19 protein-coding genes are annotated in these 19,925 nt (G+C 63.9%); 17 read left to right on the top strand and 2 right to left on the bottom strand.

What is annotated here, in order from left to right:
- The first annotated feature begins 50 nt into the window (after positions 1 to 50).
- The 13 genes from MNAB215_RS14165 (at position 51) to MNAB215_RS14095 (ending at position 14,602) form a co-directional block, all read left to right on the top strand.
- Positions 51 to 1,139: an acyl-CoA dehydrogenase family protein gene (locus tag MNAB215_RS14165; protein ID WP_077079420.1), complete on the top strand. Its 1,089-nt coding sequence runs from the start codon at positions 51 to 53 to the stop codon at positions 1,137 to 1,139.
- 78 nt (positions 1,140 to 1,217) lie between these two features.
- Positions 1,218 to 2,384, top strand: a complete 1,167-nt coding sequence (locus tag MNAB215_RS14160) for an acyl-CoA dehydrogenase family protein (RefSeq protein ID WP_077079419.1) — start codon at positions 1,218 to 1,220, stop codon at positions 2,382 to 2,384.
- Complete coding sequence (locus MNAB215_RS14155; protein WP_077079418.1) at positions 2,384 to 3,154, top strand: SDR family NAD(P)-dependent oxidoreductase; 771 nt, start codon at positions 2,384 to 2,386, stop codon at positions 3,152 to 3,154. The genes MNAB215_RS14160 and MNAB215_RS14155 overlap by 1 nt, the downstream gene beginning before the upstream one ends.
- On the top strand, positions 3,155 to 4,357 hold the full coding sequence (locus MNAB215_RS14150; RefSeq protein ID WP_077079417.1) for a thiolase family protein: 1,203 nt from the start codon (positions 3,155 to 3,157) through the stop codon (positions 4,355 to 4,357).
- The gene (locus tag MNAB215_RS14145; RefSeq protein WP_077079416.1) at positions 4,354 to 5,580 is read left to right on the top strand and encodes an acetyl-CoA hydrolase/transferase family protein; all 1,227 of its coding nucleotides are present in this window, start codon (positions 4,354 to 4,356) and stop codon (positions 5,578 to 5,580) included. Before MNAB215_RS14150 ends, MNAB215_RS14145 begins: the two co-directional genes overlap by 4 nt.
- Positions 5,577 to 6,521 (top strand): hydroxymethylglutaryl-CoA lyase, encoded by a 945-nt coding sequence (locus MNAB215_RS14140; RefSeq protein WP_077079415.1) that lies wholly within the window; start codon positions 5,577 to 5,579, stop codon positions 6,519 to 6,521. Before MNAB215_RS14145 ends, MNAB215_RS14140 begins: the two co-directional genes overlap by 4 nt.
- A gap of 18 nt (positions 6,522 to 6,539) precedes the next feature.
- A complete protein-coding gene (locus tag MNAB215_RS14135; RefSeq protein ID WP_077079414.1) occupies positions 6,540 to 7,298 on the top strand; it encodes an SDR family NAD(P)-dependent oxidoreductase in 759 nt (252 codons plus the stop codon).
- Positions 7,295 to 8,059 (top strand): enoyl-CoA hydratase/isomerase family protein, encoded by a 765-nt coding sequence (locus MNAB215_RS14130; RefSeq protein WP_077079413.1) that lies wholly within the window; start codon positions 7,295 to 7,297, stop codon positions 8,057 to 8,059. The genes MNAB215_RS14135 and MNAB215_RS14130 overlap by 4 nt, the downstream gene beginning before the upstream one ends.
- 9 nt (positions 8,060 to 8,068) lie before the next feature.
- Positions 8,069 to 9,133 (top strand): LLM class flavin-dependent oxidoreductase, encoded by a 1,065-nt coding sequence (locus tag MNAB215_RS14125; RefSeq protein WP_077079412.1) that lies wholly within the window; start codon positions 8,069 to 8,071, stop codon positions 9,131 to 9,133.
- Positions 9,130 to 9,942: an enoyl-CoA hydratase/isomerase family protein gene (locus tag MNAB215_RS14120; protein ID WP_077079411.1), complete on the top strand. Its 813-nt coding sequence runs from the start codon at positions 9,130 to 9,132 to the stop codon at positions 9,940 to 9,942. Before MNAB215_RS14125 ends, MNAB215_RS14120 begins: the two co-directional genes overlap by 4 nt.
- Positions 9,943 to 9,978: 36 nt before the next feature.
- A complete protein-coding gene (locus MNAB215_RS14115; RefSeq protein ID WP_245830309.1) occupies positions 9,979 to 10,752 on the top strand; it encodes an enoyl-CoA hydratase/isomerase family protein in 774 nt (257 codons plus the stop codon).
- 1,204 nt (positions 10,753 to 11,956) lie between these two features.
- The gene (locus MNAB215_RS14100) at positions 11,957 to 13,405 is read left to right on the top strand and encodes an aldehyde dehydrogenase (protein ID WP_077079408.1); all 1,449 of its coding nucleotides are present in this window, start codon (positions 11,957 to 11,959) and stop codon (positions 13,403 to 13,405) included.
- Positions 13,406 to 13,444: 39 nt separating this feature from the next.
- Entirely contained in the window at positions 13,445 to 14,602 is a 1,158-nt protein-coding gene (locus MNAB215_RS14095; RefSeq protein ID WP_077079407.1) for a LuxR C-terminal-related transcriptional regulator, read from the top strand.
- Positions 14,603 to 14,638: 36 nt separating this feature from the next.
- On the opposite strand, the gene MNAB215_RS14090 is transcribed toward MNAB215_RS14095, so the two are convergent.
- Entirely contained in the window at positions 14,639 to 15,745 is a 1,107-nt protein-coding gene (locus tag MNAB215_RS14090) for an NDMA-dependent alcohol dehydrogenase (RefSeq protein ID WP_077079406.1), read from the bottom strand.
- Between the two features lie 122 nt (positions 15,746 to 15,867).
- Positions 15,868 to 16,782 carry a 1,4-dihydroxy-2-naphthoyl-CoA synthase gene (locus tag MNAB215_RS14085; RefSeq protein ID WP_077079405.1) on the bottom strand — a complete coding sequence of 305 codons (915 nt, stop codon included), beginning with the start codon at positions 16,780 to 16,782 and terminating at the stop codon, positions 15,868 to 15,870.
- A gap of 160 nt (positions 16,783 to 16,942) precedes the next feature.
- Here MNAB215_RS14085 and MNAB215_RS14080 point away from each other — a divergent pair, with 160 nt between their 5' ends.
- The 4 genes from MNAB215_RS14080 to MNAB215_RS14065 all read left to right on the top strand — a co-directional run bounded on the left by MNAB215_RS14080 (position 16,943) and on the right by MNAB215_RS14065 (position 19,905).
- Complete coding sequence (locus MNAB215_RS14080; RefSeq protein WP_077079404.1) at positions 16,943 to 17,161, top strand: hypothetical protein; 219 nt, start codon at positions 16,943 to 16,945, stop codon at positions 17,159 to 17,161.
- Positions 17,162 to 17,299: 138 nt separating this feature from the next.
- Positions 17,300 to 17,512 carry a ferredoxin gene (locus tag MNAB215_RS14075; protein WP_077079403.1) on the top strand — a complete coding sequence of 71 codons (213 nt, stop codon included), beginning with the start codon at positions 17,300 to 17,302 and terminating at the stop codon, positions 17,510 to 17,512.
- 209 nt (positions 17,513 to 17,721) lie between these two features.
- On the top strand, positions 17,722 to 18,897 hold the full coding sequence (locus MNAB215_RS14070) for a LuxR C-terminal-related transcriptional regulator (protein WP_077079402.1): 1,176 nt from the start codon (positions 17,722 to 17,724) through the stop codon (positions 18,895 to 18,897).
- Positions 18,898 to 18,975: 78 nt separating this feature from the next.
- Positions 18,976 to 19,905, top strand: a complete 930-nt coding sequence (locus MNAB215_RS14065) for a LuxR family transcriptional regulator (RefSeq protein ID WP_131829124.1) — start codon at positions 18,976 to 18,978, stop codon at positions 19,903 to 19,905.
- Positions 19,906 to 19,925: the final 20 nt, after the last annotated feature.

The raw sequence follows: 19,925 nt of genomic DNA, 5'->3' as shown, positions 1-19,925 counted from the left end.
ACCACGTCGGCACCATTGCCGGTCACCGGTAACGACCACTGGGAGAAGCGATGCATTGGGAGCTGTCGGACGAGCAGAACCTCTACGCGGACTCACTGCGCGAGTGGCTGGCAGCAAGAGCCGCACCCGAGCAAGTACGGTCCTGGATCGACAACGGCGATCAGCGGGAATTCGACGATTTGCTGACCGGGGACGGTTGGGCCGGAGTGGGTTTCGACGAGGCCCTCGGCGGTCAAGGTGGCGGATTGCTCGAGCTGGCGCTGACCGCCCGGGAACTGGGACGTGTGGCCGCGCCTTCGGCCCGGTGGCTGGCCCGAGCGGTGGCCACGGATGCACTTGCAGGCGAACCTGCGTTGACGCAGGCGGCCCTGGAAGGAAGCGAACTGACCGTTGCGGCGGTACGCAGCGATCGAATTCCGGCCGTGCACATCGAGGTGCAGTGCCGCGACGGGCGACTCAGCGGGCAGGTGCCGTGCGTGGTGGCCGCTAACGAAGGCGACCACTTCCTGGTTCCGGCGAGTACACCAGAGGGCGCAACTCTGCTGTGTATCGTCGAGCGCCACGCGGACGGCGTGGACGTTCGGCCGCGGGCACTATTAGATCGTTCCCGCGCCGTTGGCGACGTACTCTTCGACTCTGCGGTTGGTCGCCCCGTCGACTTAGACGAGGACACCAAAGCCGCGCTTACCGGGCTCGCGGACCGTGCCGCCGTCCTGGTGGCCGCCGACGCTGTCGGCGCGGCCGAGCGCATGCTCGACATGACCGTAGAATACGCCAAGCAGCGCAAGCAATTTGGTCGCCCGATCGCAGCCTTCCAGGCTGTCAAGCACGCTTGTGCGCAGATGCTGGTCACCATAGAAGCCGGTCAATCCATCGCGCTGTTCGCGGCCGCCTCGCTCCAACACCGAGGACCCGAGGCCAGCCTTCACGCAGCGGCCGCCAAGGCCCAGGTGACCGCGCACTGCGCTGAGCTTGCCGACTCGGCGCTGACCGTGCACGGCGCCATCGGGTACACCTGGGAATACGACCTGCAATTGTTCTACAAGCGGGCCAAGCTCAACCGCATCCTGTTCGGCTCGCCCGAGGCGTGGAACGAACAGATCGCCTCGATGCTGCCGATCCTGCCGGCCGTCTCATGACGACGAGGCCCGCCTTTTCTTTTGGTCTGTCCATTAGTATTATTCAGACCATTCTGCCTTTGTGAAACGGAGATCAGCGTGGACTTCGAGTTAACCGACGATCAGCAGACGATCCGTTCCGCGGTGGCGGAGCTCGCCGGCAAGTTCGACGACCACTACTGGATGACCAAGGACCACAACCACGAATTCCCGCAGGAGTTCTACGACGCCTTCGCCGGCGGGGGTTGGCTGGGCATCACTGCACCTGAGGAGTACGGCGGCCACGGCTACGGCATCACCGAGGCCTCGATCCTGCTCGAGGAGGTCGCCGCGTCCGGCGCTGGAATGAACGGCGCCAGCTCGATCCACATGTCGATCTTCGGCATGCATCCGGTGATCGTGCATGGTTCCGCCGACCTGAAGGCGCGCACGCTGCCCCGCATAGTGACAGGTGATTTGCACGTCTGCTTCGGGGTCACCGAACCGGGTGCGGGGCTGGACACCACGCGCATCACCACATTCGCGCACCGCCAGGGCGATCACTATCTGGTCAACGGACGGAAGGTGTGGATCTCCAAGGCGATGGAATCCGAAAAGATTCTGTTACTCACCCGCACAACCAAATTCGAAGACGTCACCCGTAAGACCGACGGCCTGACGTTGTTCCTGACCGACCTCGACCGCAGCAAAGTCGAGATTCGGCCGATCCTGAAGATGGGCCGTAACGCCGTGACCTCCAATGAGTTGTTCATCGACGGCCTGGAAATCCCCGTCGAAGATCGAGTCGGTGAGGAGGGCAAGGGTTTTCAGTACATCCTCGACGGCCTGAACCCCGAACGCTGTCTGATCGCTGCCGAAGCGCTCGGAATTGGCCGCGCCGCCCTGCGCGCGGCGGTTCGCTACGGCAACGAGCGCGAAGTATTCGGACGCCCGATCGGGATGAACCAGGGTATCCAATTCCCGCTGGCCGACTCGTTGGCGCAACTGGATGCCGCCGAGTTGATGTTGCGCAAGGCTACCTGGCTCTATGACAGCGGCAAACCGTGCGGGCGGGAGGCCAACACCGCCAAATACCTCTGTGCCGAAGCCGGTTTCAACGCCGCAGATCGAGCGTTGCAGACCCACGGTGGCATGGGTTACTCGGAGGAGTACCACGTGGCGCGATACTTCCGTGAGGCGCGACTGACCCGGATCGCACCGATCAGCCAGGAGATGATCCTCAACTTCCTGGGTTCGCACGTGCTCGGTCTGCCGAGGAGCTACTGATGACACGTGAACTGGCCGAGGTCTTCCGCCTTGACGGCCGATCGGCATTGGTGACGGGGGCCGGCGGCGGTGTCGGCGCTGCCGTCGCAAAAGCATTCGCCGACGCCGGTGCGGCCGTGCTGGTCACCGACGTCGACAAGGACGCCGCCGCAACGGTCGCCGAGGCGATCATCACCGGCGGCGGCAACGCGGATCCCTTTGCATTCGATGTGCGTGACGCGGCGTCGGCCGAAGAGGCCGTGGCGCGGGCCGCTGCCCTGACCGGCGGGACGCTGCATATCCTTGTCAACAATGCCGGGGCGGTCGCCCCGGCCATGTTCGCCGACCAGACCGAGGAGATCTTCCGCCGGATCCTCGACATCCATCTCGTCGGCAGTTTCCTGTGCAGCCACGCCGCACAAGGGCTTCTGCCCGATGACGGCCGAGGACGAATCATCAACGTCACCTCTGCGGCCGGCCTGACGGGAACCATCGGCCAGGTTAACTACGGCGCAGCCAAGGCGGGAATCATCGGACTGACGAAGTCACTCGCCCGTGAATTAGCCCGCAAATCGGTGACCGTGAACGCGATCGCGCCACTGGCCGCAACCGCCATGACAGCCAACATCCGCGCGAACGAGAAGTTGGCAGCCAAGACACTGGCCCGTATTCCGTTGGCGCGCTGGGCCATCCCGGAGGAGATTGCACCGAGTTTTCTGTTCCTGGCGTCGGATGCCGGCAGCTACATCACCGGCCAGGTACTACCTGTTGACGGCGGGACGGTGATCTAGGTGGTTGCCCAAGTCGACGGACCCTTCACCCGGGCCGGACGGGCGGTCTTCATCGCCGAGGCGGTGCGCACACCCATCGGCAAGTCACATCCCGAACGCGGTTGGTATCGCGACGTACACCCCAACGTGATCCTCGCAGCGTGCTACACCGACCTGATCAACCGCACCGGAATCCGCCCCGCCGCGGTCGACGACCTGATCATCGGCTGCACTGCACCGTTCGGCGAACAGTCCCGCAATATCGGCCGGAATGCCTGGCTGCAGGCCGGATTCCCGCCTGAGGTGCCGGCAACGACCCTGGACCGCCGCTGCGGCTCGGCGCAGACGGCCGTGGAGATGGCGGCCGCTCTGATCGCGTCCGGTACCCACGACATCGTCATCGCCGGCGGCGTCGAACACATGGGCCACGTGCCGATCGACTCCCCCGCCAAGATCGCCGAGCTGTACGGCGAGCCCTGGCCGTCCGAACTGCGCGACCGGTACAAGTTCGTGCACCAAGGCGAGAGCGCCGAACTCATCGCCGACCGGTGGGACATCAGTAGATCAGAGATGGACGAGTTCGCCGCCCGATCCCATAAGGCCGCGGCCACCGCGACCGCCGAGCACCGCTTCGACAACGAGATGGTGCCGTTGATGCTGGACGGCGAGATTCGCAACAGCGACCAATGCGTGCGCCCCGCAACCACTGTCGACACGCTGGCCGGATTGCGGCCAGTCTTCCGGCCGGAGGGCGGACGAATCACGGCGGGCACCTCCTCGCCCATCTCCGACGGAGCCGCGGCCGTGCTGCTCTGCTCCCGGGAGGCGGCGCGCGAGCACGGGCTTCGCATCCGGGCCCGCGTCATCGACCAGACCACAGTCGGCGTCGATCCGATCATCATGCTGACCGGACCCATCCCGGCCACGCGAAAGCTGTTGGAACGCAACGATCTATCGGTCGCCGACATTGATCTCTTCGAGGTCAACGAGGCGTTCTCTTCGGTGGTGCTCGCCTGGCAGCGGGAGCTCAAGGTCGAACCAGAACGCGTCAATGTCAACGGCGGTGCGATCGCCCTCGGCCACGCGGTCGGGGCCACCGGCGCCCGGTTGATTGCGACGCTGGTCGCCGAACTTGAACGACGCGAGGCCGACCTGGGCCTAGTCACGATGTGCTGCGGCGGCGGATTGGGCACCGGCACCATCATTCAGCGAGTGCCGTCTTGATCGACTTCACCGAGTTCCTCTCGAGCGGCGACGGGGTGTGGTGGGGCCAGGCTGCCGCCGAACCCCGACCCTTGGTGGATGCGTTGATCGCCCAGAATGCCCGCATCGGGCCGATTCGCACCTTCACCGGGCTGTCCTGGAACGACCAGCTCGCGGTGAACATGCCCGCGCGGGTGTCGATGGTGTCCTATGGCGGCCTCGGGGAGCTGCGCGAGCTAAGCCGGACCGGCCGACTCGAAGTCGTTCCCTGCCACTACTCGGCGCTGCCTCGGATGTTCGCCGAACACCGGTTACCTAGTGACGTCGGTCTGCTCCAGGTGGCACCGCCTGATGCCGAGGGACGCTGCTCACTGGGCATCGGCGTCGACTACGTCGCCGACGCCATCGAGCACACCCCGGTGCTCATCGCCGAGATCAACAGCCAGATGCCGGCCACCATCGGAACCGAACCGATTCCCCTGGAACGGTTTGCCGCCACCATCACCACCGACCGCGCACTGCCCGAAGACCCGACTCGCCCGCCCGATGCAGTGGACCGGCAAATAGCCGCGAAGATCGCCGAACTCGTCGAAGACGGCGATACCGTGCAATTGGGCGTGGGATCACTGGGGGCGGCAGTCCTCGACGCCCTCGCCGGCCACCAGGACCTCGGCTTCCACACCGGCATGATCACCGACGCGCTGATGCGCCTGATGGACAAAGGAGTCGCCACCGGGCGCCACAAGGAAGTGGACCCCGGTCTGGTCGTCGTCGGAACTGCGCTGGGGTCGGCAGAACTTTACCGACGCATCCCCATGCTACCCATCCGGTTCCGGCCGACGAGTTATACCCATACCCCGCAAGTGCTTTCGCGGCTAGCATCCCTGGTATCGATCAACTTCGCCGTTGAGGTCGATCTTTCCGGCCAGGTTGGTGCGGAGGTCAGTGGCGGAGTCTACGTCGGTGCCGTCGGCGGTCAAGTCGACTTCACCCGTGCCGCCGCTCTCACCGGCAAACGCTCGATAATCGCCCTTCGTTCGAAGTTCCGCGGTCGCTCGACGATCAAGCCCCGCCTCGAAGGCGGGGTGGTGACCACCGCGAGGTCCGACGTCGACGTCGTCGTCACCGAGAACGGAACGGCGCACCTGCGTGGCTGCGGCATCGGTGAGCGGTCCCGTCGGCTGGCCGCCGTCGCCGCGCCCGAGTTCCGCGACCAACTAGACAAGGAGACCACCGCCCTATGAGCCCGAAACTCCCTGCCAAGGCGAGGATCCGCGAAGTCGGACCCCGCGACGGATTCCAGAACGAACCCGAGATCATCAGCACGGCCGACAAGATCGCACTGATCAACCAGTTGGCCCGCACCGGTCTCGACCGGATCGAGATCGCCAGCTTCGTGCGCGCCGATATCATCCCGCAACTGGCTGACGCCGTCGAAGTGCTTAACGGCGTTGACATCCCGGAGCACATTGCCCTGACTGTGCTGGTACCGAACAACCGCGGCCTGGACAACGCTTTGAAGGTCCGCGAACGATTCCACGAGGTCGCAATGTTCGTCAGCGCGTCGGAAACCCACAACAAGCGCAATGTCAATCGGGCGATCGACGAATCCATGGCCGACAACGAAATCGTCGCCAAGCGCATCGACTCCGAGGGCCTTCGTCCCACGGCGGTGATCGCGACCGCGTTCGGCTGCCCGTTCGAAGGTAAGGTGCCGATGGCGCGCACCCTGGAGATCGCCGAACAGTTCGCCGCAGTGGGATGCGCTGAGATCGGCTTTGGCGATACCACCGGAATGGCCCATCCCGCATACGTTTTCGATATCTTCTCGGCAGCGATCGATCGCCTTCCCGGCGTCGAAATCGCCGCGCACTTCCACAACACCCGCGGTCAGGGACTGGCCAACGCCTACGCTGCGCTACAGGCCGGGTGCACCAGCTTCGAGTCAAGCTTCGGCGAACTCGGCGGCTGCCCCGTTCCGGCGGGATCCACCGGGAACATCGCCACCGAGGACCTCATCAACATGTTCCACGAGATGGGTGTGGCCACTGGCGTGAACCTGCCTGCCGTCATAGATGCCGCACGCGCGGCGCAGAGCGTGCTCGGCCGGAAGCTGACCAGCCACTGCATCGTCGCCGGCCCGGTGGACTGGCATCCCGACGGCACCGCAACCGGCTGCCACTAAACAACGGAAAGGCATATCATGACAGATCGAGTCGCATTCGTCACCGGCGGCGCCCAAGGCATCGGTGCGGGCATCGCTGAAACGCTGGGCAGCAACGGGTTTCGAGTTGCTGTCGCCGACCTGAACTTCGATGCCGCGCAGAACACGGTCAAACGCATCGTCGAGGCGGGAGGCAAGGCGATCGCCGTGCGCGTCGACGTCACCGACACCGAATCGGTGCGTGATGCGGTCACGACGGCCACCGCCGAGCTCGGCGAGGTCGAGGTTGCGGTTAACAACGCCGGCTGGGACGACTTCATGCCGTTCCTGAACACCAACGAGGACTTCTGGAACCGCATCCTCGACATCAACTTCAAAGGCGCGCTGAGGGTCTGCCACACCGTCGTCCCGGGCATGGTCGAGCGTGGCTTCGGCCGCGTCATCAACATCGGCTCCGATGCAGGCCGGGTCGGCTCGTCGCTGGAAGCCGTCTATTCCGGCGCGAAGGGCGGGATCATCGCCTTCAGCAAGACGCTGGCACGCGAAGTCGCCACCAAGGGAGTCACCGTCAACACCGTCTGCCCCGGCCCCACCGACACCCCGGCCCTCCGCAAGTTCGCCGACAGCTCCGGGCAGGACGCCGACAAGGTGCTCGGCGGGATGACCCGGTCGGTACCGATGAAACGCCTGGCGGCCCCGGCCGACATCGCTGCGGCGGTAGCCTTTTTCGCCTCCGACGCCGCCGGTTACATCACTGGCCAGACGCTTTCGGTTAGCGGCGGATTGACCATGGCATGAGCGCCGTCACCTGGTCTGCCGAGGGGTCGGTGCTACATATCGTGCTGCGCCGACCACCCGCTAACGCGCTCGGGCCGGCGATCATCGAGGGTCTGCACGCTGCCCTCGACGCCGCGGACGACTCAAACCCCAAGGTGCTGCTGTTGTCTTCGGAGTTGGACGGCTTCTTCGCCGCAGGTGCCGACATCAAGCACATGACGACCGTCGACGCTGCATCGTTCAAAGCCTATGGCGATAGCCTGCGTTCGGGTCTAGAGCGGCTCGCAGGCCACCGCGCCCTGTCCGTGGCCGCGATCGACGGGCTGGCACTCGGCGGTGGCCTGGAACTGGCGATCGCTTGCACGTTACGGGTCGCGGCGTCCACTTCAAAGCTTGGCCTGCCGGAGGTCAAGCTCGGCCTCATTCCCGGGGCCGGTGGCACCCAACGCCTGCCACGCCTGGTAGGCCGTGGCCCCGCCCTGGATCTGATGCTCACCGGACGCCAGCTTGATGCAACCGAGGCCCTTCGGATGGGGCTCATCGATCGGCTCACCGAGCCCGGCGGGGCGGTTGCCGCCGCGCGGCAGTTGGCCAACGAACTCTGCGCCGCGTCAGCGCCGGCTCAGCAGGCCGTGGTGCGCACCGTCAACGCCGCCGACGACCTTCCTCTCGCCGACGGGCTGCGCTACGAGGTCGAGCAGATTCAGCAGTTGTTCGAGCATGGCGAGGCCGCCGAGGGGCTAAGCGCCTTCGTCGAAAAGCGCGCCCCGAAGTTCTGCTAGGGGGCGACGATGACGACGTACGGGGTCAACGGCTTCGGACTGGGAACCGGCCCGGCACGGTTCGCCTCGATCGCCGAGGTGGCCCGCGCCGCCGAAGATGCCGGCTGTACGGCGGTTTGGACCAGCGAGCTATACAGCCGGTCAGCAACGGTACCGATGGCCGTCATCGCCGGCGCCACCAGCCGGGTCTCCGTGGGGTCCAACATCGCCTACGGGGTCGGGCGCACCCCGCTGATGTGGGTGGCCGAGGCGCGCGATCTTGATGAGTTGTCCGGTGGCAGGTTGATTTTGGGCCTGGGTAACGGCACACCGGCGATGATGGAACGTTGGCACGGAGTTTCCGGTGAGGCCCCGGCGGCTCGGATGCGTGAGCTTGTCGCCGTGCTGCGAAAGTTGTGGCGACTCGATCAGGGCCCGGTCGATCACGATGGCCGCTTCTACACCGCTCACGTGGCACCAACCACAGCAATGGCGCCGCCGCTGCGCGAACACCTTCCGATCTACCTGGCCGGAGTCAATCCAGCCATGGTGCGTATTGCCGGCGAGGTGGCCGACGGGCTTGTCGGGCATCCGATGTTCACCAGTGACTACCTCGAAGCCGTGGTGCGACCCGCGCTGGTGCGCGGCGCGTCCTCAGCCGGGCGGTCGGCGGCCGACATCGCGGTGACCGGTATCAAGATGTGCGTCATTGACGACGATGAAGAGTCCGCTCGCCGACAAGCGGCGTTCGCCATCGGGCAGTACGCGGCCTCGCGGGTGTACGACCGGCTGTTTGAGTTGCACGGCTGGGCCGAAGCTCAGCAGCGAATCCGTCAGGCTGCGCGCGACCGGTACGGCGAAGCGCTGATCCGTGCGGTTCCTGACGATGCGGTCGACGCGGTGGCCGTGGCGTGTACACCCGACCAATTCGGCGCCCGCTTGCGTGCCGCGTCGACCGGGTTCGATCACCTAGCGCTCACTCCCGCGCCCTGGGGTCTGAACGACGAGCAGACCCACGAGGCCACATGGCGAATCATCACCTCTTTGCGATCGATTCTGACCGCGACCGACCCAGCATTGGAACACTCACGATGAACACGGCATTCACCGAACTGCAGACCCTCACGGTGACCCAACTAGCCGAGGGCGTTGCTCTGATCACGCTGAACCGACCCGAGCGCCTCAATACGATGACCGTGGCCATGTTCAACGAACTCGAAGAGACGGCCCGGTTTATCGGCGCCGACGGTGACGTCCGCGTGGTGATTCTCACCGGCGCGGGTAAGGCGTTCTGCGCGGGCTACGACCTCGACGACGCCGAGGGCCTTCCGGAGCTGTCCCCGCTGGGCATGCTCGAACGCCAAGAGAACGCCGCCCGCGCACTGGTCGCCGTTCGCGCCATCCCGGTGCCGGTGATCGCCGCGGTCAACGGCGCCGCGGCAGGCGGGGGCTTCTCACTGAGCCTGATGGCTGACATCCGATTGGGCTCCCCCACAGCCAAATTCAACGCCGCGTTCGTGCGGATCGGGCTGTCGGCCGGCGACCTGGGCGCCTCGTGGCTGTTGCCCCGCCTCATCGGGCCCGCCCAAGCGGCCGACATCGCTTACACCGGGCGAATCGTGGAAGCCGGGGAAGCCGAACGCCTCGGACTGCTCAACGCGGTCACAGGACCGGACGACCTACTCGACAGGGCTCTCGCGATGGCGCGTCAGATCAGTGCCAATTCCCCGGGCGGCATCAAACTGTCCAAGCGCGCGCTGCAGGCGAATATGGAAGTCGGGTCATTCGCCGCCGCACTAGAATTGGAGAGCAGGGGCCAGGCATTGCTAACCCGATGCGCCGACATGCCCGAGGCGCTTGCGGCATTCCGGGAGAAGCGCGCACCGAACTTCACGGGTCGCTGACCGATGACAACGTGGAACCGGGTCGGACTCCGGCCGATGGCCGACATCCTCGCCGAACTGAGCCAGGCCAACACCCTGACGATCGCCGAACCACAACCCGGCATCGGGCTGATGTCGGTAAACCGCCCCGACCGCGGCAACTCTCAAACGGTCGAGATGTTCGGCGAAATCGCTTGGTACGCACATACGTTACGCAAAGCGCCGTTACGGGCGCTGATCATCACCGGTGCTGGTGGTGCGACGTTCTGTACGGGCTTCGACCTCGCTGAGATAGCGGTCATCGCCAAGATGACGATCCCCGAGTTCAACGAGCTGGTCGATACCGCCTCGGCGGGAACCTCCCGCTTGCGCGCCTTGCCGTTTCCCGTCATCGCCGCGATCAGCGGCCCAGTGGCCGGTGGTGGTCTCTCCCTAGCGTTGTCGGCCGACATCCGGCTGGCCAGCCGGTTCGCGAGTTTCAGCGCAGGTTTCGTGCGGGTTGGTCTCTCGATCGGCGAATTGGGAGCATCTTGGCATCTGTCACGGGTGATCGGCCCGGCCAGGGCTGCCGAGATCTCGTTCACTGGCCGCTCCGTGAAAGCCGACGAAGCGGTCCGGATCGGGCTCGCCAACCGCGTCGTGCCCGGCGATGGCGACGATGTCGTCGCCGCGGCAATCGCGTTGGCCGAGACGATTGCCGCCAATAGCACCGAAGGCGTGCGAGCAACGAAGAACTCGCTGATTCGCAACGCCGAGATCGCTTCGTTCCTAGCGGCGCTGGAGTTGGAGAATCGCAGCCAGGTAGTTTGCCGGACCAGCCGATCGCACTAGCACGCTGAATCCAGTAGGCTCTGTAGAACACTCGTTCCGGAGAGGTTGTGGTCTTCAAGCGTGCTTCTCGTCCTAAACATTTGGCGGCACAAGATGTTTCACGTCGACCCTCATCAATGGCCTGATGTGTCGCAACGGGTAGTAGCTGTAGATGCCAAACCGGATGAGCCACCATGGGGATGCAATCCAGAAATTCCACAGGCCCTTCAACGCCAAGGGTCCGGAAGTGATGTACGGGATGACGCTTCCCGGCGGGAACGAAGAGCGCCTCCGATGGCCACCCAGCCGGACCATCGCGGCCAGACTGGAGAGTCGCCTTTGTCGGTCAAGGCATAGACTCCGACCGCGATCGTCTCGAACGCCGCCGACCATGTAGGTCATGTCGTAGATGAACCATGCCTCACGCCAAATGAACTCCTGCAGCACCGGTTAAGAACCGTAATGGGCGGCATGAAGAACCTTCCCGGGGAATTCGGCGACAACCCACGCGGTGATGCCACCACCCAACAGGCTGATGTTCGTCGGAACTGCAGATGGATGCTTCATACAGTTCACCGCTACCGAAGGCGCTGCCGCCCCACTGCAGACAGAGCACCTGCTATCACATGCGAATGATCCTGCCGAGCATGATTTGTTGATCGTGGGGAACGAAGTAGTGCTCGACCAACGGCCGCGCATCAAACCTCGGCGAAGGAGGCGGATGGTTCCACCCAAGAACGCTAAATGCAATGATGTAACCGATCAGAAAAACCGGCTCGCACCAAGCCGCGGCATACGCGATCCTCAGATTCGTCCCCATCTCCATGACTACGCTCGGCCCTCTTCACACCGTCGCGCATCAGTCCGTGTTGCGGAGCGATCCCAAGCCGAACGTGCAACTCCATGCCTTTCACTGTCCACCACTTAGGGAGTGCCATGCGTCACCCCGAAGGACCAAGTTGGTCTTACCTTCGGTATCGAAGGTAAGACCTGACTGAGCGCCGAGACTCGGTGCGGCGTGCGGCCAAAAGCTATGTCGGCAAGGCACGCAATCCTCGAGAAGGGTCCGGCAACCGCCTTTAGAGGTACCTCATCAGAGTGAAATTTATGGTCTGACCATAATAACAATTGAACTTGGCTGACGGCCTGGGCAAGCTTGGTTGCGTGACTGCGATCACATGCCTTGGCTCGCAGTTGTGGGCGTCACTAACCAGGAGGAGGCTAGATGCCAACGATCGACTACCGCCAGCTCTATATCGGAGGTCACTGGACGGACCCCACCACGGCAGCGACGATCGATGTCCATTCACCCACGACGGAACAGCTGATCGGTTCGGTGCCGCGCGGCGGTGAGGCTGACGTCGACGCCGCCGTCGCGGCGGCCCGGGCCGCGTTCGATGATCCGGACGGGTGGGCCTCGTGGCACCCGAAACAACGCGGCGAGACGCTGGAGCAGTTCGCCGCCGAACTCGAAGCACGCGGCGGCGAGACGGCTGCCCGGGTGGCGATGCAGAACGGCATGCCCATCTGGCTGGCTCAGCGATTCGAGTCGATCTTCCCTCCCCTGCTGCTCCGCTACTACAGCGACGTGATGAACAGCGTGCCGGTGGAGGAAGAGCGTCCCGGAATGCTCGGTGGCACAGCCCTGGTGTCGCGACAGCCGGTGGGTGTCGTGGGTGCGATCGTGCCGTGGAACGTTCCTCAAGGCATCGCGTTCCTGAAGGTCGCTCCAGCGCTGGCCGCCGGATGCACCGTGGTGCTCAAGCCTGCTGAAGAAACGGTCCTCGATTCCTTCTTGATGGCAGAAGCCGCGGTGGCCGCCGGACTGCCCCCTGGTGTTCTCAATGTCGTACCCGGCGGGCGCGACCTTGGCGCCGCCCTGGTGTCCCACCCCGGAATCGACAAAGTTTCCTTTACCGGCTCAACCGCGGCCGGTCGGGCCATCGCCGAAACCTGCGGTCGACTGCTTCGCTCCGTGACACTCGAGCTGGGCGGCAAATCGGCAGCGATCGTGCTCGATGACGCTGACCTCGGGGCATCGATCGAAGCGTTCTTTGGAGCGACGCTGCTCAACAATGGGCAGATCTGCTGGCTCAACACCCGGATCCTGGCACCGCGGAGCCGCTACACCGAAATTGTCGACACGATAACGGATCTCGCTCGCTCACTTACTATCGGCGACCCGCTCGACCCCGAAACCAAGATCGGCCCACTGGTGTCTAGCCAGCAGCGTGAGCGCGTGGAGGGTTACATTGCCAAAGGGAAACAGGAGGGCCGGCTGACGACCGGTGGCTCGCGACCACCAGGGCTCGACCAGGGATGGTTCGTCGAACCGACGGTGTTCGCCGACGTAGACAACAACGCCACGATCTCCCGCGAGGAGATCTTCGGACCGGTACTCTCGGTGATCCCGTACGGCGACGAGAGCGAGGCGATCGCGATCGCCAATGACTCCGACTACGGGCTCGGTGGAACAGTCTGGTCCTCCGACATCGAACACGCCGCCGACGTCGCGCGGAAGGTGCGCTCTGGCACGATCGGCGTCAATCATTACGTCAACGAACCGGTAGCGCCGTTTGGCGGGATCAAGGACAGCGGCATGGGCCGCGAACTCGGGCCTGAGGGTCTGCACGCGTTCCAGATCCACAAGACGATCTACCTGCCGCCTGCCTAACAGAGCCTAACGGCTAACGGCCCAATCGAGAGGACAACGATGTCTGCGACTGACACCGGCTACGAGATCGAACGCACCCGTGAGATCATCAGTGCCGCAGCTAAATTGCTATCCACTGAGAGCCTGGACCCACTGCCGCCGGACGGCGACCTGCAGGCCAGCAACACGGGCCTGAAGACAACTCGGCAAGCTCTGTTACGCGCTCTTGAGGGTGGAGCAGAGACAACCAACGAGGTCTCCAGGGTCAAGGCGACCGCGTTGGTGCTGGGAGCCGTCGCCGCCGAGGCAGACGTCAAGGATGCATTGATCCAACACTGTGCCCAAGTGGCCTTGGGGGTCAGGGATGCGCTGGCAACGCTGCGAAACGCGCCGTCAGCCACCATCCTGGCCGAGCGTGCGCCGATCGAGGCGCGCCAGATCGGGTTCCGGCGGGCGCTGTTCTCCAAGATCGAACAGGGCACTTGGATGGCCCGCTCGGCGTTCGCAATTGAGGATCCCGAGTTCGGCGAGGAGATCGTCGAGATTGGTCGCGCCAATCCGCGTCGCCTCAACGGGCCCCTGTTGGAGAGCGAGATGGTGCGCCGCTGTACTCCGATGGTCGTCCCTGATCCGCAGTCGAATCCCCGCATGCACACCGAATTTGTTCGCTACACCGGAACCACCAGCTATGTCGCCGCGCCAATCATGGCGTGGGGAGTTCCCATCGCGATGATGCACGCGGATCGTGACGTCGACTCCACCGTCGATGAGTTTGACCGCCATATTTTGGGCACATATGCCGAGGGTCTTGGCATGGCGATCGAGCGGGCCCAGCTGATGGAGCGGTTGCATGCGGTGCGTAGCGCCGCCACGGATTATTTGGCAGGAGTCCACGCCATCGCCGATGATTTCACCGCCGATGCGCTCGGCGCCGCCGAACTCAGCTTCGAGCTTTCCACCAATAGCGGTAAGGCCCGAGCGATCGGACCTCTCGACGAACGTAATGAACGTCTGACCCCCCGCGAGTGGGACGTGCTGCGGAATCTGGCCTCCGGCAAGACCAACGCCCAGATTGCCACCGGCCTGTTCGTGACCGAGGGCACGGTCAAGTCACACGTCAAACACATCCTGCGGAAGCTGGGCGCCACCAACCGGACTGAGGCAGTTGCTCGCTACCATCGGCTGCTAGCCGCGGCCGGCCCCGCCAGGGCCGGCTGATCGACGACCCGCAGACTTGGGCGCCGACGAGGCGCGCTAAAAACGGATCACGCCGCGAATATTGCGGCCCGCCAACATGTCCTCATAACCCTGGTTGATCTCGTCCAAGGTGTACTCCTGGGTGATCAGCTCGTCGAGCTTCAACTGGCCGAGGGTGTACATCTCCAGGTAGCGGGGGATGTCATGCCGCGGATTCGACGAACCGAACAACGAGCCGTGGATGGACTTCTCGTACAGCGTGAGTTCGAACAACGATCCACCCATCGTCAGGTCGGTGGGGTGACCGATGGCGGTGACGATTACCTTGCCACGACGACCGACGAGGCTCAGAGCCTCAGCCACATAGCCGCTCTCGGCATTGTCGGTCGTGATCACGCACGCGTCGGCCATGATGCCGCGCGTCAGATCCGTGATCAACGCCTGTGCTTCAGCGACATTGGCGGCGGTGTGGGTCGCGCCGAACTCGAGGGCCTTCTGGCGTTTGTACTCGACCGGGTCGATCGCCAGGATGTAACGGGCGCCCGCGCCCTTGGCGCCCTGGACCGCATTAGCCCCGATGCCGCCGATTCCCATCACCACGACTGCGTCGCCGGGATGCACCCCGGCCGTTTTCACCACGCTGCCGTATCCCGTGGGAACGCAGCAGCCGATCACCGCGGCGCGGTCCAGCGGGCTGGCCGGGTCGACCTTGATCACTGAAGCCATCGGCACGACGGTGTACTCGGAGAACGTCCCCAACAAGCACATCTGGCCCAGTCCTTGACCCCGTGCGTGGAAACGGTAGGTGCCGTCGAGCTGCGGTCCCTGGATGATATGGGCGCCGAGGTCGCACAGGTTGGTCATGCCGCGCGCGCAATGAGCGCACTTGCCGCACGCGGGCAGGAAACTGAGCACCACCGAGTCACCCTCGGCGACGTCGGTCACGCCCGGCCCTACTCCCGCGACGATGCCGGCGCCTTCGTGGCCGCCCACATACGGAAGCCCGACGGGGATGTCGCCAGTGACAAGGTGGTAGTCGGAGTGGCACAAGCCGCTGGCAACCAGTTTCAGCAGAACCTCACCCTCCTTGGGGGCATCCAGTTCCACCTCTTCGATTTGCCACTTTTCTCCCAGTCCCCATAGGACCGCAGCTTTTGTCCGCACACCGCGCCTTTCATTCAATGCCCGACTTCTCACTGGTCATCGTCACTCCATTGGCAGTGGCCAGGCATCTCCCTCAAGAGGTGTATTTGGTGTGCGAAATGAGAGAATGACCTGAGCAGGTTCTAGAAATAGCGGGGAAACCGGCTCCAGTCCGGCGCGCGCTTTTCCAGGAAGGCATCGCGACCTTCGGTGGCCTCGTCGGTCATGTAGGCCAGCCGGGTCGCCTCGCTGGCGAAAATCTGTTGGCCGACCAATCCGTCATCGAGCAGATTGAAGGCAAACTTCAGCATGCGTTGGGCCTGAGGCGATTTGCCGTTGATGGCCTGAGCCCACTGCAGCCCGACCTTCTCCAGGTCCACGTGGCCGACGACTCGGTTGACTGCGCCCATGTCGTGCATCTGCTCGGCGGTATAGGGCTCACCGAGGAAAAAGATCTCGCGGGCGAACTTCTGCCCGACCTGTTTGGCCAGGTATGCGCTGCCGTAGCCGCCGTCGAAGCTGCCGACGTCGGCGTCGGTCTGCTTGAACCGGGCATGCTCGCGGCTGGCCAAAGTAAGGTCACAAGTCACGTGCAAGCTGTGCCCGCCGCCCGCGGCCCATCCGTTTACCAGGCAGATAACCACCTTGGGCATGAACCGGATGAGCCGCTGCACCTCCATGATGTGCAGTCGACCCGCGCGCGCGGCGTCCACCGATTCGGCGGTCTCGCCGGAGGCGTACTGATAGCCGGTGCGCCCGCGAATGCGCTGATCGCCGCCAGAGCAGAACGCCCAGCCGCCGTCCCTGGGGGAAGGTCCGTTACCGGTAAGCAAAACCACTCCGACCTCCGGAGACATCCGGGCATGATCAAGCGCCCGATACAGTTCGTCGACGGTGTGGGGGCGAAACGCGTTTCTAACCTCCGGTCGGTTAAAGGCCACCCGCACCGTGGGCTGCCCCGCACCTTCGAGCACGTGGCGGTGGTAAGTGACGTCGGTGAGATCCTCAAAGCCCTCAACGGGCGCCCACAGCAACGGGTCGAACGGGTTGTCAGTCACGTGAGCGAATCTAAAGGCAGATTTCACCATCAGGTAGACGAACTAACAACAGTCCCCCCTTTCGGGGGACAAAAATTCGCTCGCCCGGGGACTCGTGGTGATTCGCACCGTCGAATTAGCGTCGGTCGCAAGGGTTCCCAGGTGCAATGTAAGGTATAAAGTGTCGAAGATCTGGAAGTCCGTCGAAATATTTCTGCCTAGCGATATGTCGAAGGACGAGGTGCGGACCGCGCTGCGGGATGGAATTATCCGCACCGCCAACGAGGGCGGCGAATTCGTATGCGGATTCCGCGTCGGCGCGAGCGTGGCCCATGACAACGGCTGGCACAGGTGGACCGTGTCATACCTTCCCGGTCCCCCTGGAGTATTTCCCGACTAGGCCAGCCGATGCCAGTGCGGCTGGATCTGGCTCACGTACCCCTTCCGTACCTTAATAAATTCCCCTTTCGGGAACTGATGTGCGTCGATGTCCTGGTGTTGTGATAGTTGGGAGTTGTCCATCGAGAGGAGGAGTCTGATGAGCGCTCGCTGCCGAATCATCTTCGACAGTTCCAAGTGCGCCACGATCGGGTTGTGCGAGATGGTTGCACCCGACTTCTTCAGCATCCCCGACGATGGCGAGGGGAAGACGATCGTGCTCCACGAAACCGCTGATACCTCACGTCGAGCCGAGCTAGAAGAGGCGGCCGACAAATGCCCGACCCAGTCCATCCAAATCGTCGACGCCTGAGTCCTGACGCCGCTTGGCGCCCGCGCCCAATTCTTCGCGGAGCCAACCTGCCTCGCCGAGCTAATTATGGTCTGACCATATTAATAATTTCTGATATGCTCCCTCTTTGACTACGACGTGGCGCAGGTCACATACTGGTCCCTACGCAGGTCACCAGCACGGCCGCCTGTGCTGGTCGCAGCTAGAAGCATGCGCGGGAGGAGGGCGCGATGAGCCAGCTTGCACAGCCGGTCGCCGATGCATCCGACTGCATCCAGCAGGCCTGGGAAGTCGTGCGAATGACCGAAGAAATCGTCGGAGTCAACCTGTGCCGGGCCCAGTCCAGCCCTGATACGCAGGCCACCGATGCTGCACTGTCGGAGGCTCGCCGTGCCCTGGCCCATCGGCTGGAGCTCACCAACGTGTCGCCAGGCCTCCAAGGGCAGGCTTCGCTGGCGGCGCTGGCGCTTCGGGCCGAACAGACTCAGATCGCGATCAAAGACATACTCCTCACACACCAGCGCCAGCGGGTGGCGAGCGCGCAAGACGCCATCAACGAACTTCGCGGGACAACCTCAGCGGTCGCGCTAGTCGAGCGCATCCCGACCCTGGTGTACCGGATGGGCTTTTCCCGGGTTCTGTTCTCCCGCATCCAAAACGGCAAGTGGGTGACCCGCTCAGCCTTCGCCGGGGCGGATCTGAAGATGGCTTCAATGATGGTCGAAGCGGGCCTCGCCCACCCGCGCAAGCTGGTGAACCCGCTGTTGGAGTCTGAGATGGTTCAGCGCGGCTCCCCGATCTTGGTCACCAACCCCCAAACCGATCCCCGTGTCCACGCCGAACTCGTTACGCTCACCCAGACGGCGGCCTACGTGGCAGCACCGGTGTTCAGCTGGGGTAAGCCGATCGGACTCCTACATGCCGACCGGCACATCGATGCCACACGAGTAACGGAGTTTGACCGCGACGTGCTGGGAACCTTCGCCGCGGGACTCGGACTAGCCTTCGAGCGCAATTTGATGATCGATCGGCTCCGAGCGATGCGCCAGGCCGCCGAGCAACACATGCGGCTTGCCGGCTCACTCGCCGACGACTTCACCGTCGATGTGATCGAATCGGCCGGACCAGCGCGGCCCCGGGTTGGAGACCTCATCGATCGTGATGCTGCTGCGCGGTCGAGGAGCGAAGGTGACGCTACCCACCGCCTTCACGATCTAACCTCGCGAGAAGCAGAGGTCCTTCGTGCGATTGCGGCCGGAAAGACCAACGCCCAGGTCGCTGCGTCACTATTTGTCACCGAGGGGACAGTCAAGTCCCACGTCAAGCAAATCCTACGCAAGATGGATGCGTCCAATCGCACAGAAGCGGTCGCGAAGTACCACCGGGCCCGGCAGGCTTCGATGTAGTCACGCTGGACGAGGGGTACAGCAGTTCCTCCTCTTGGGAGATGCGCCCCGGGTTGGCTGCCTTCTAGCGTCGACAGGGTGGTAGCTCCACACAGAGCGCTAGGATCGGTTGACGCCGACTGCCTAGTAATCGTCTCGCCCGACAGCAGAGCGACCGCGGCAACGGATGCGCTGGGTCGGCTTCGGCGGCTGTCCAACAACAGCGAACTCGCCGAGCGCGTGCCACTCGAGTTGTGCCGGGCCGGGTTCGGTCGCGTCTTGTTCTCCCGTATCCAACGCAACATGTGGGTGGTGCACTCCGCGCACTTCCCTGGGGACGCCGACCTGACCAACACTTTGCTGCGAGTCGGTCGTGCGCATCCACGACGACTTTGCCAACCGCTACCGGAGAGCGCGATGGTGCGCGACAAAGCACCCATCCTGGTCACCGACCCCCAATCCGATCCACGGGTCAACACCGATCTCGTCGCGATCGCCAAACCCGACGTCTACGTCGCGGCGCCCGTTTACATCTGGCAGACGCCGGTGGCCCTCGTCCATGCCGATGCGCCCAGCGAGTCCGGAGATGTCGGCACTGAAGACCGGGATTTGCTGGGCCTCTTCGCCGAGGGCCTCGGCTCGATCATGGAGCGCAATATCGTCCTGGACCGGATGCAATCGTTGAGTGCCGCCGCACGGGAGCACGTCCAGCAAATATATTCGCTGACGGGTTTCTTGACAGACGACATGGACCTGAGCGACTACACCCCTAACACCCTGGCGGCAAAGGAAGAATCGGTCGTCAACGACGTAGCTGAGCAGCTGACCCAGCGAGAGCGGCAGGTGCTCACTCTCATGACATCCGGCAAGACCAACGCCCAAATCGCGGAGCGATTGTTCGTTTCCGAGGGCACCGTCAAATCACACGTCCGGCACATCATGCAGAAGCTGGATGCGAGCAACCGCACTGACGCTGTTGCTCGCTACCGACTCTCGAAGGTTATCCCCCCTCCGCGGTACAAACATTGACCCCATTAATAGATGTGTGA

The sequence above is a fragment of the Mycobacterium numidiamassiliense genome (genome assembly GCF_900157365.1).
GTDB lineage: Bacteria > Actinomycetota > Actinomycetes > Mycobacteriales > Mycobacteriaceae > Mycobacterium > Mycobacterium numidiamassiliense.
This window is presented reverse-complemented; position numbering and strand designations above follow the sequence as displayed.

Excerpts from the sequence above, each read along its gene's own strand:
- MNAB215_RS14165 (WP_077079420.1), top strand. The coding sequence starts at position 51 with ATGCATTGGGAGCTGTCGGACGAGCAGAACCTCTACGCGGACTCACTG.
- MNAB215_RS14155 (WP_077079418.1), top strand. The coding sequence starts at position 2,384 with ATGACACGTGAACTGGCCGAGGTCTTCCGCCTTGACGGCCGATCGGCA.
- MNAB215_RS14140 (WP_077079415.1), top strand. The coding sequence starts at position 5,577 with ATGAGCCCGAAACTCCCTGCCAAGGCGAGGATCCGCGAAGTCGGACCC.
- MNAB215_RS14135 (WP_077079414.1), top strand. The coding sequence starts at position 6,540 with ATGACAGATCGAGTCGCATTCGTCACCGGCGGCGCCCAAGGCATCGGT.
- MNAB215_RS14130 (WP_077079413.1), top strand. The coding sequence starts at position 7,295 with ATGAGCGCCGTCACCTGGTCTGCCGAGGGGTCGGTGCTACATATCGTG.
- MNAB215_RS14125 (WP_077079412.1), top strand. The coding sequence starts at position 8,069 with ATGACGACGTACGGGGTCAACGGCTTCGGACTGGGAACCGGCCCGGCA.
- MNAB215_RS14120 (WP_077079411.1), top strand. The coding sequence starts at position 9,130 with ATGAACACGGCATTCACCGAACTGCAGACCCTCACGGTGACCCAACTA.
- MNAB215_RS14115 (WP_245830309.1), top strand. The coding sequence starts at position 9,979 with ATGGCCGACATCCTCGCCGAACTGAGCCAGGCCAACACCCTGACGATC.
- MNAB215_RS14100 (WP_077079408.1), top strand. The coding sequence starts at position 11,957 with ATGCCAACGATCGACTACCGCCAGCTCTATATCGGAGGTCACTGGACG.
- MNAB215_RS14095 (WP_077079407.1), top strand. The coding sequence starts at position 13,445 with ATGTCTGCGACTGACACCGGCTACGAGATCGAACGCACCCGTGAGATC.
- MNAB215_RS14075 (WP_077079403.1), top strand. The coding sequence starts at position 17,300 with ATGAGCGCTCGCTGCCGAATCATCTTCGACAGTTCCAAGTGCGCCACG.
- MNAB215_RS14070 (WP_077079402.1), top strand. The coding sequence starts at position 17,722 with ATGAGCCAGCTTGCACAGCCGGTCGCCGATGCATCCGACTGCATCCAG.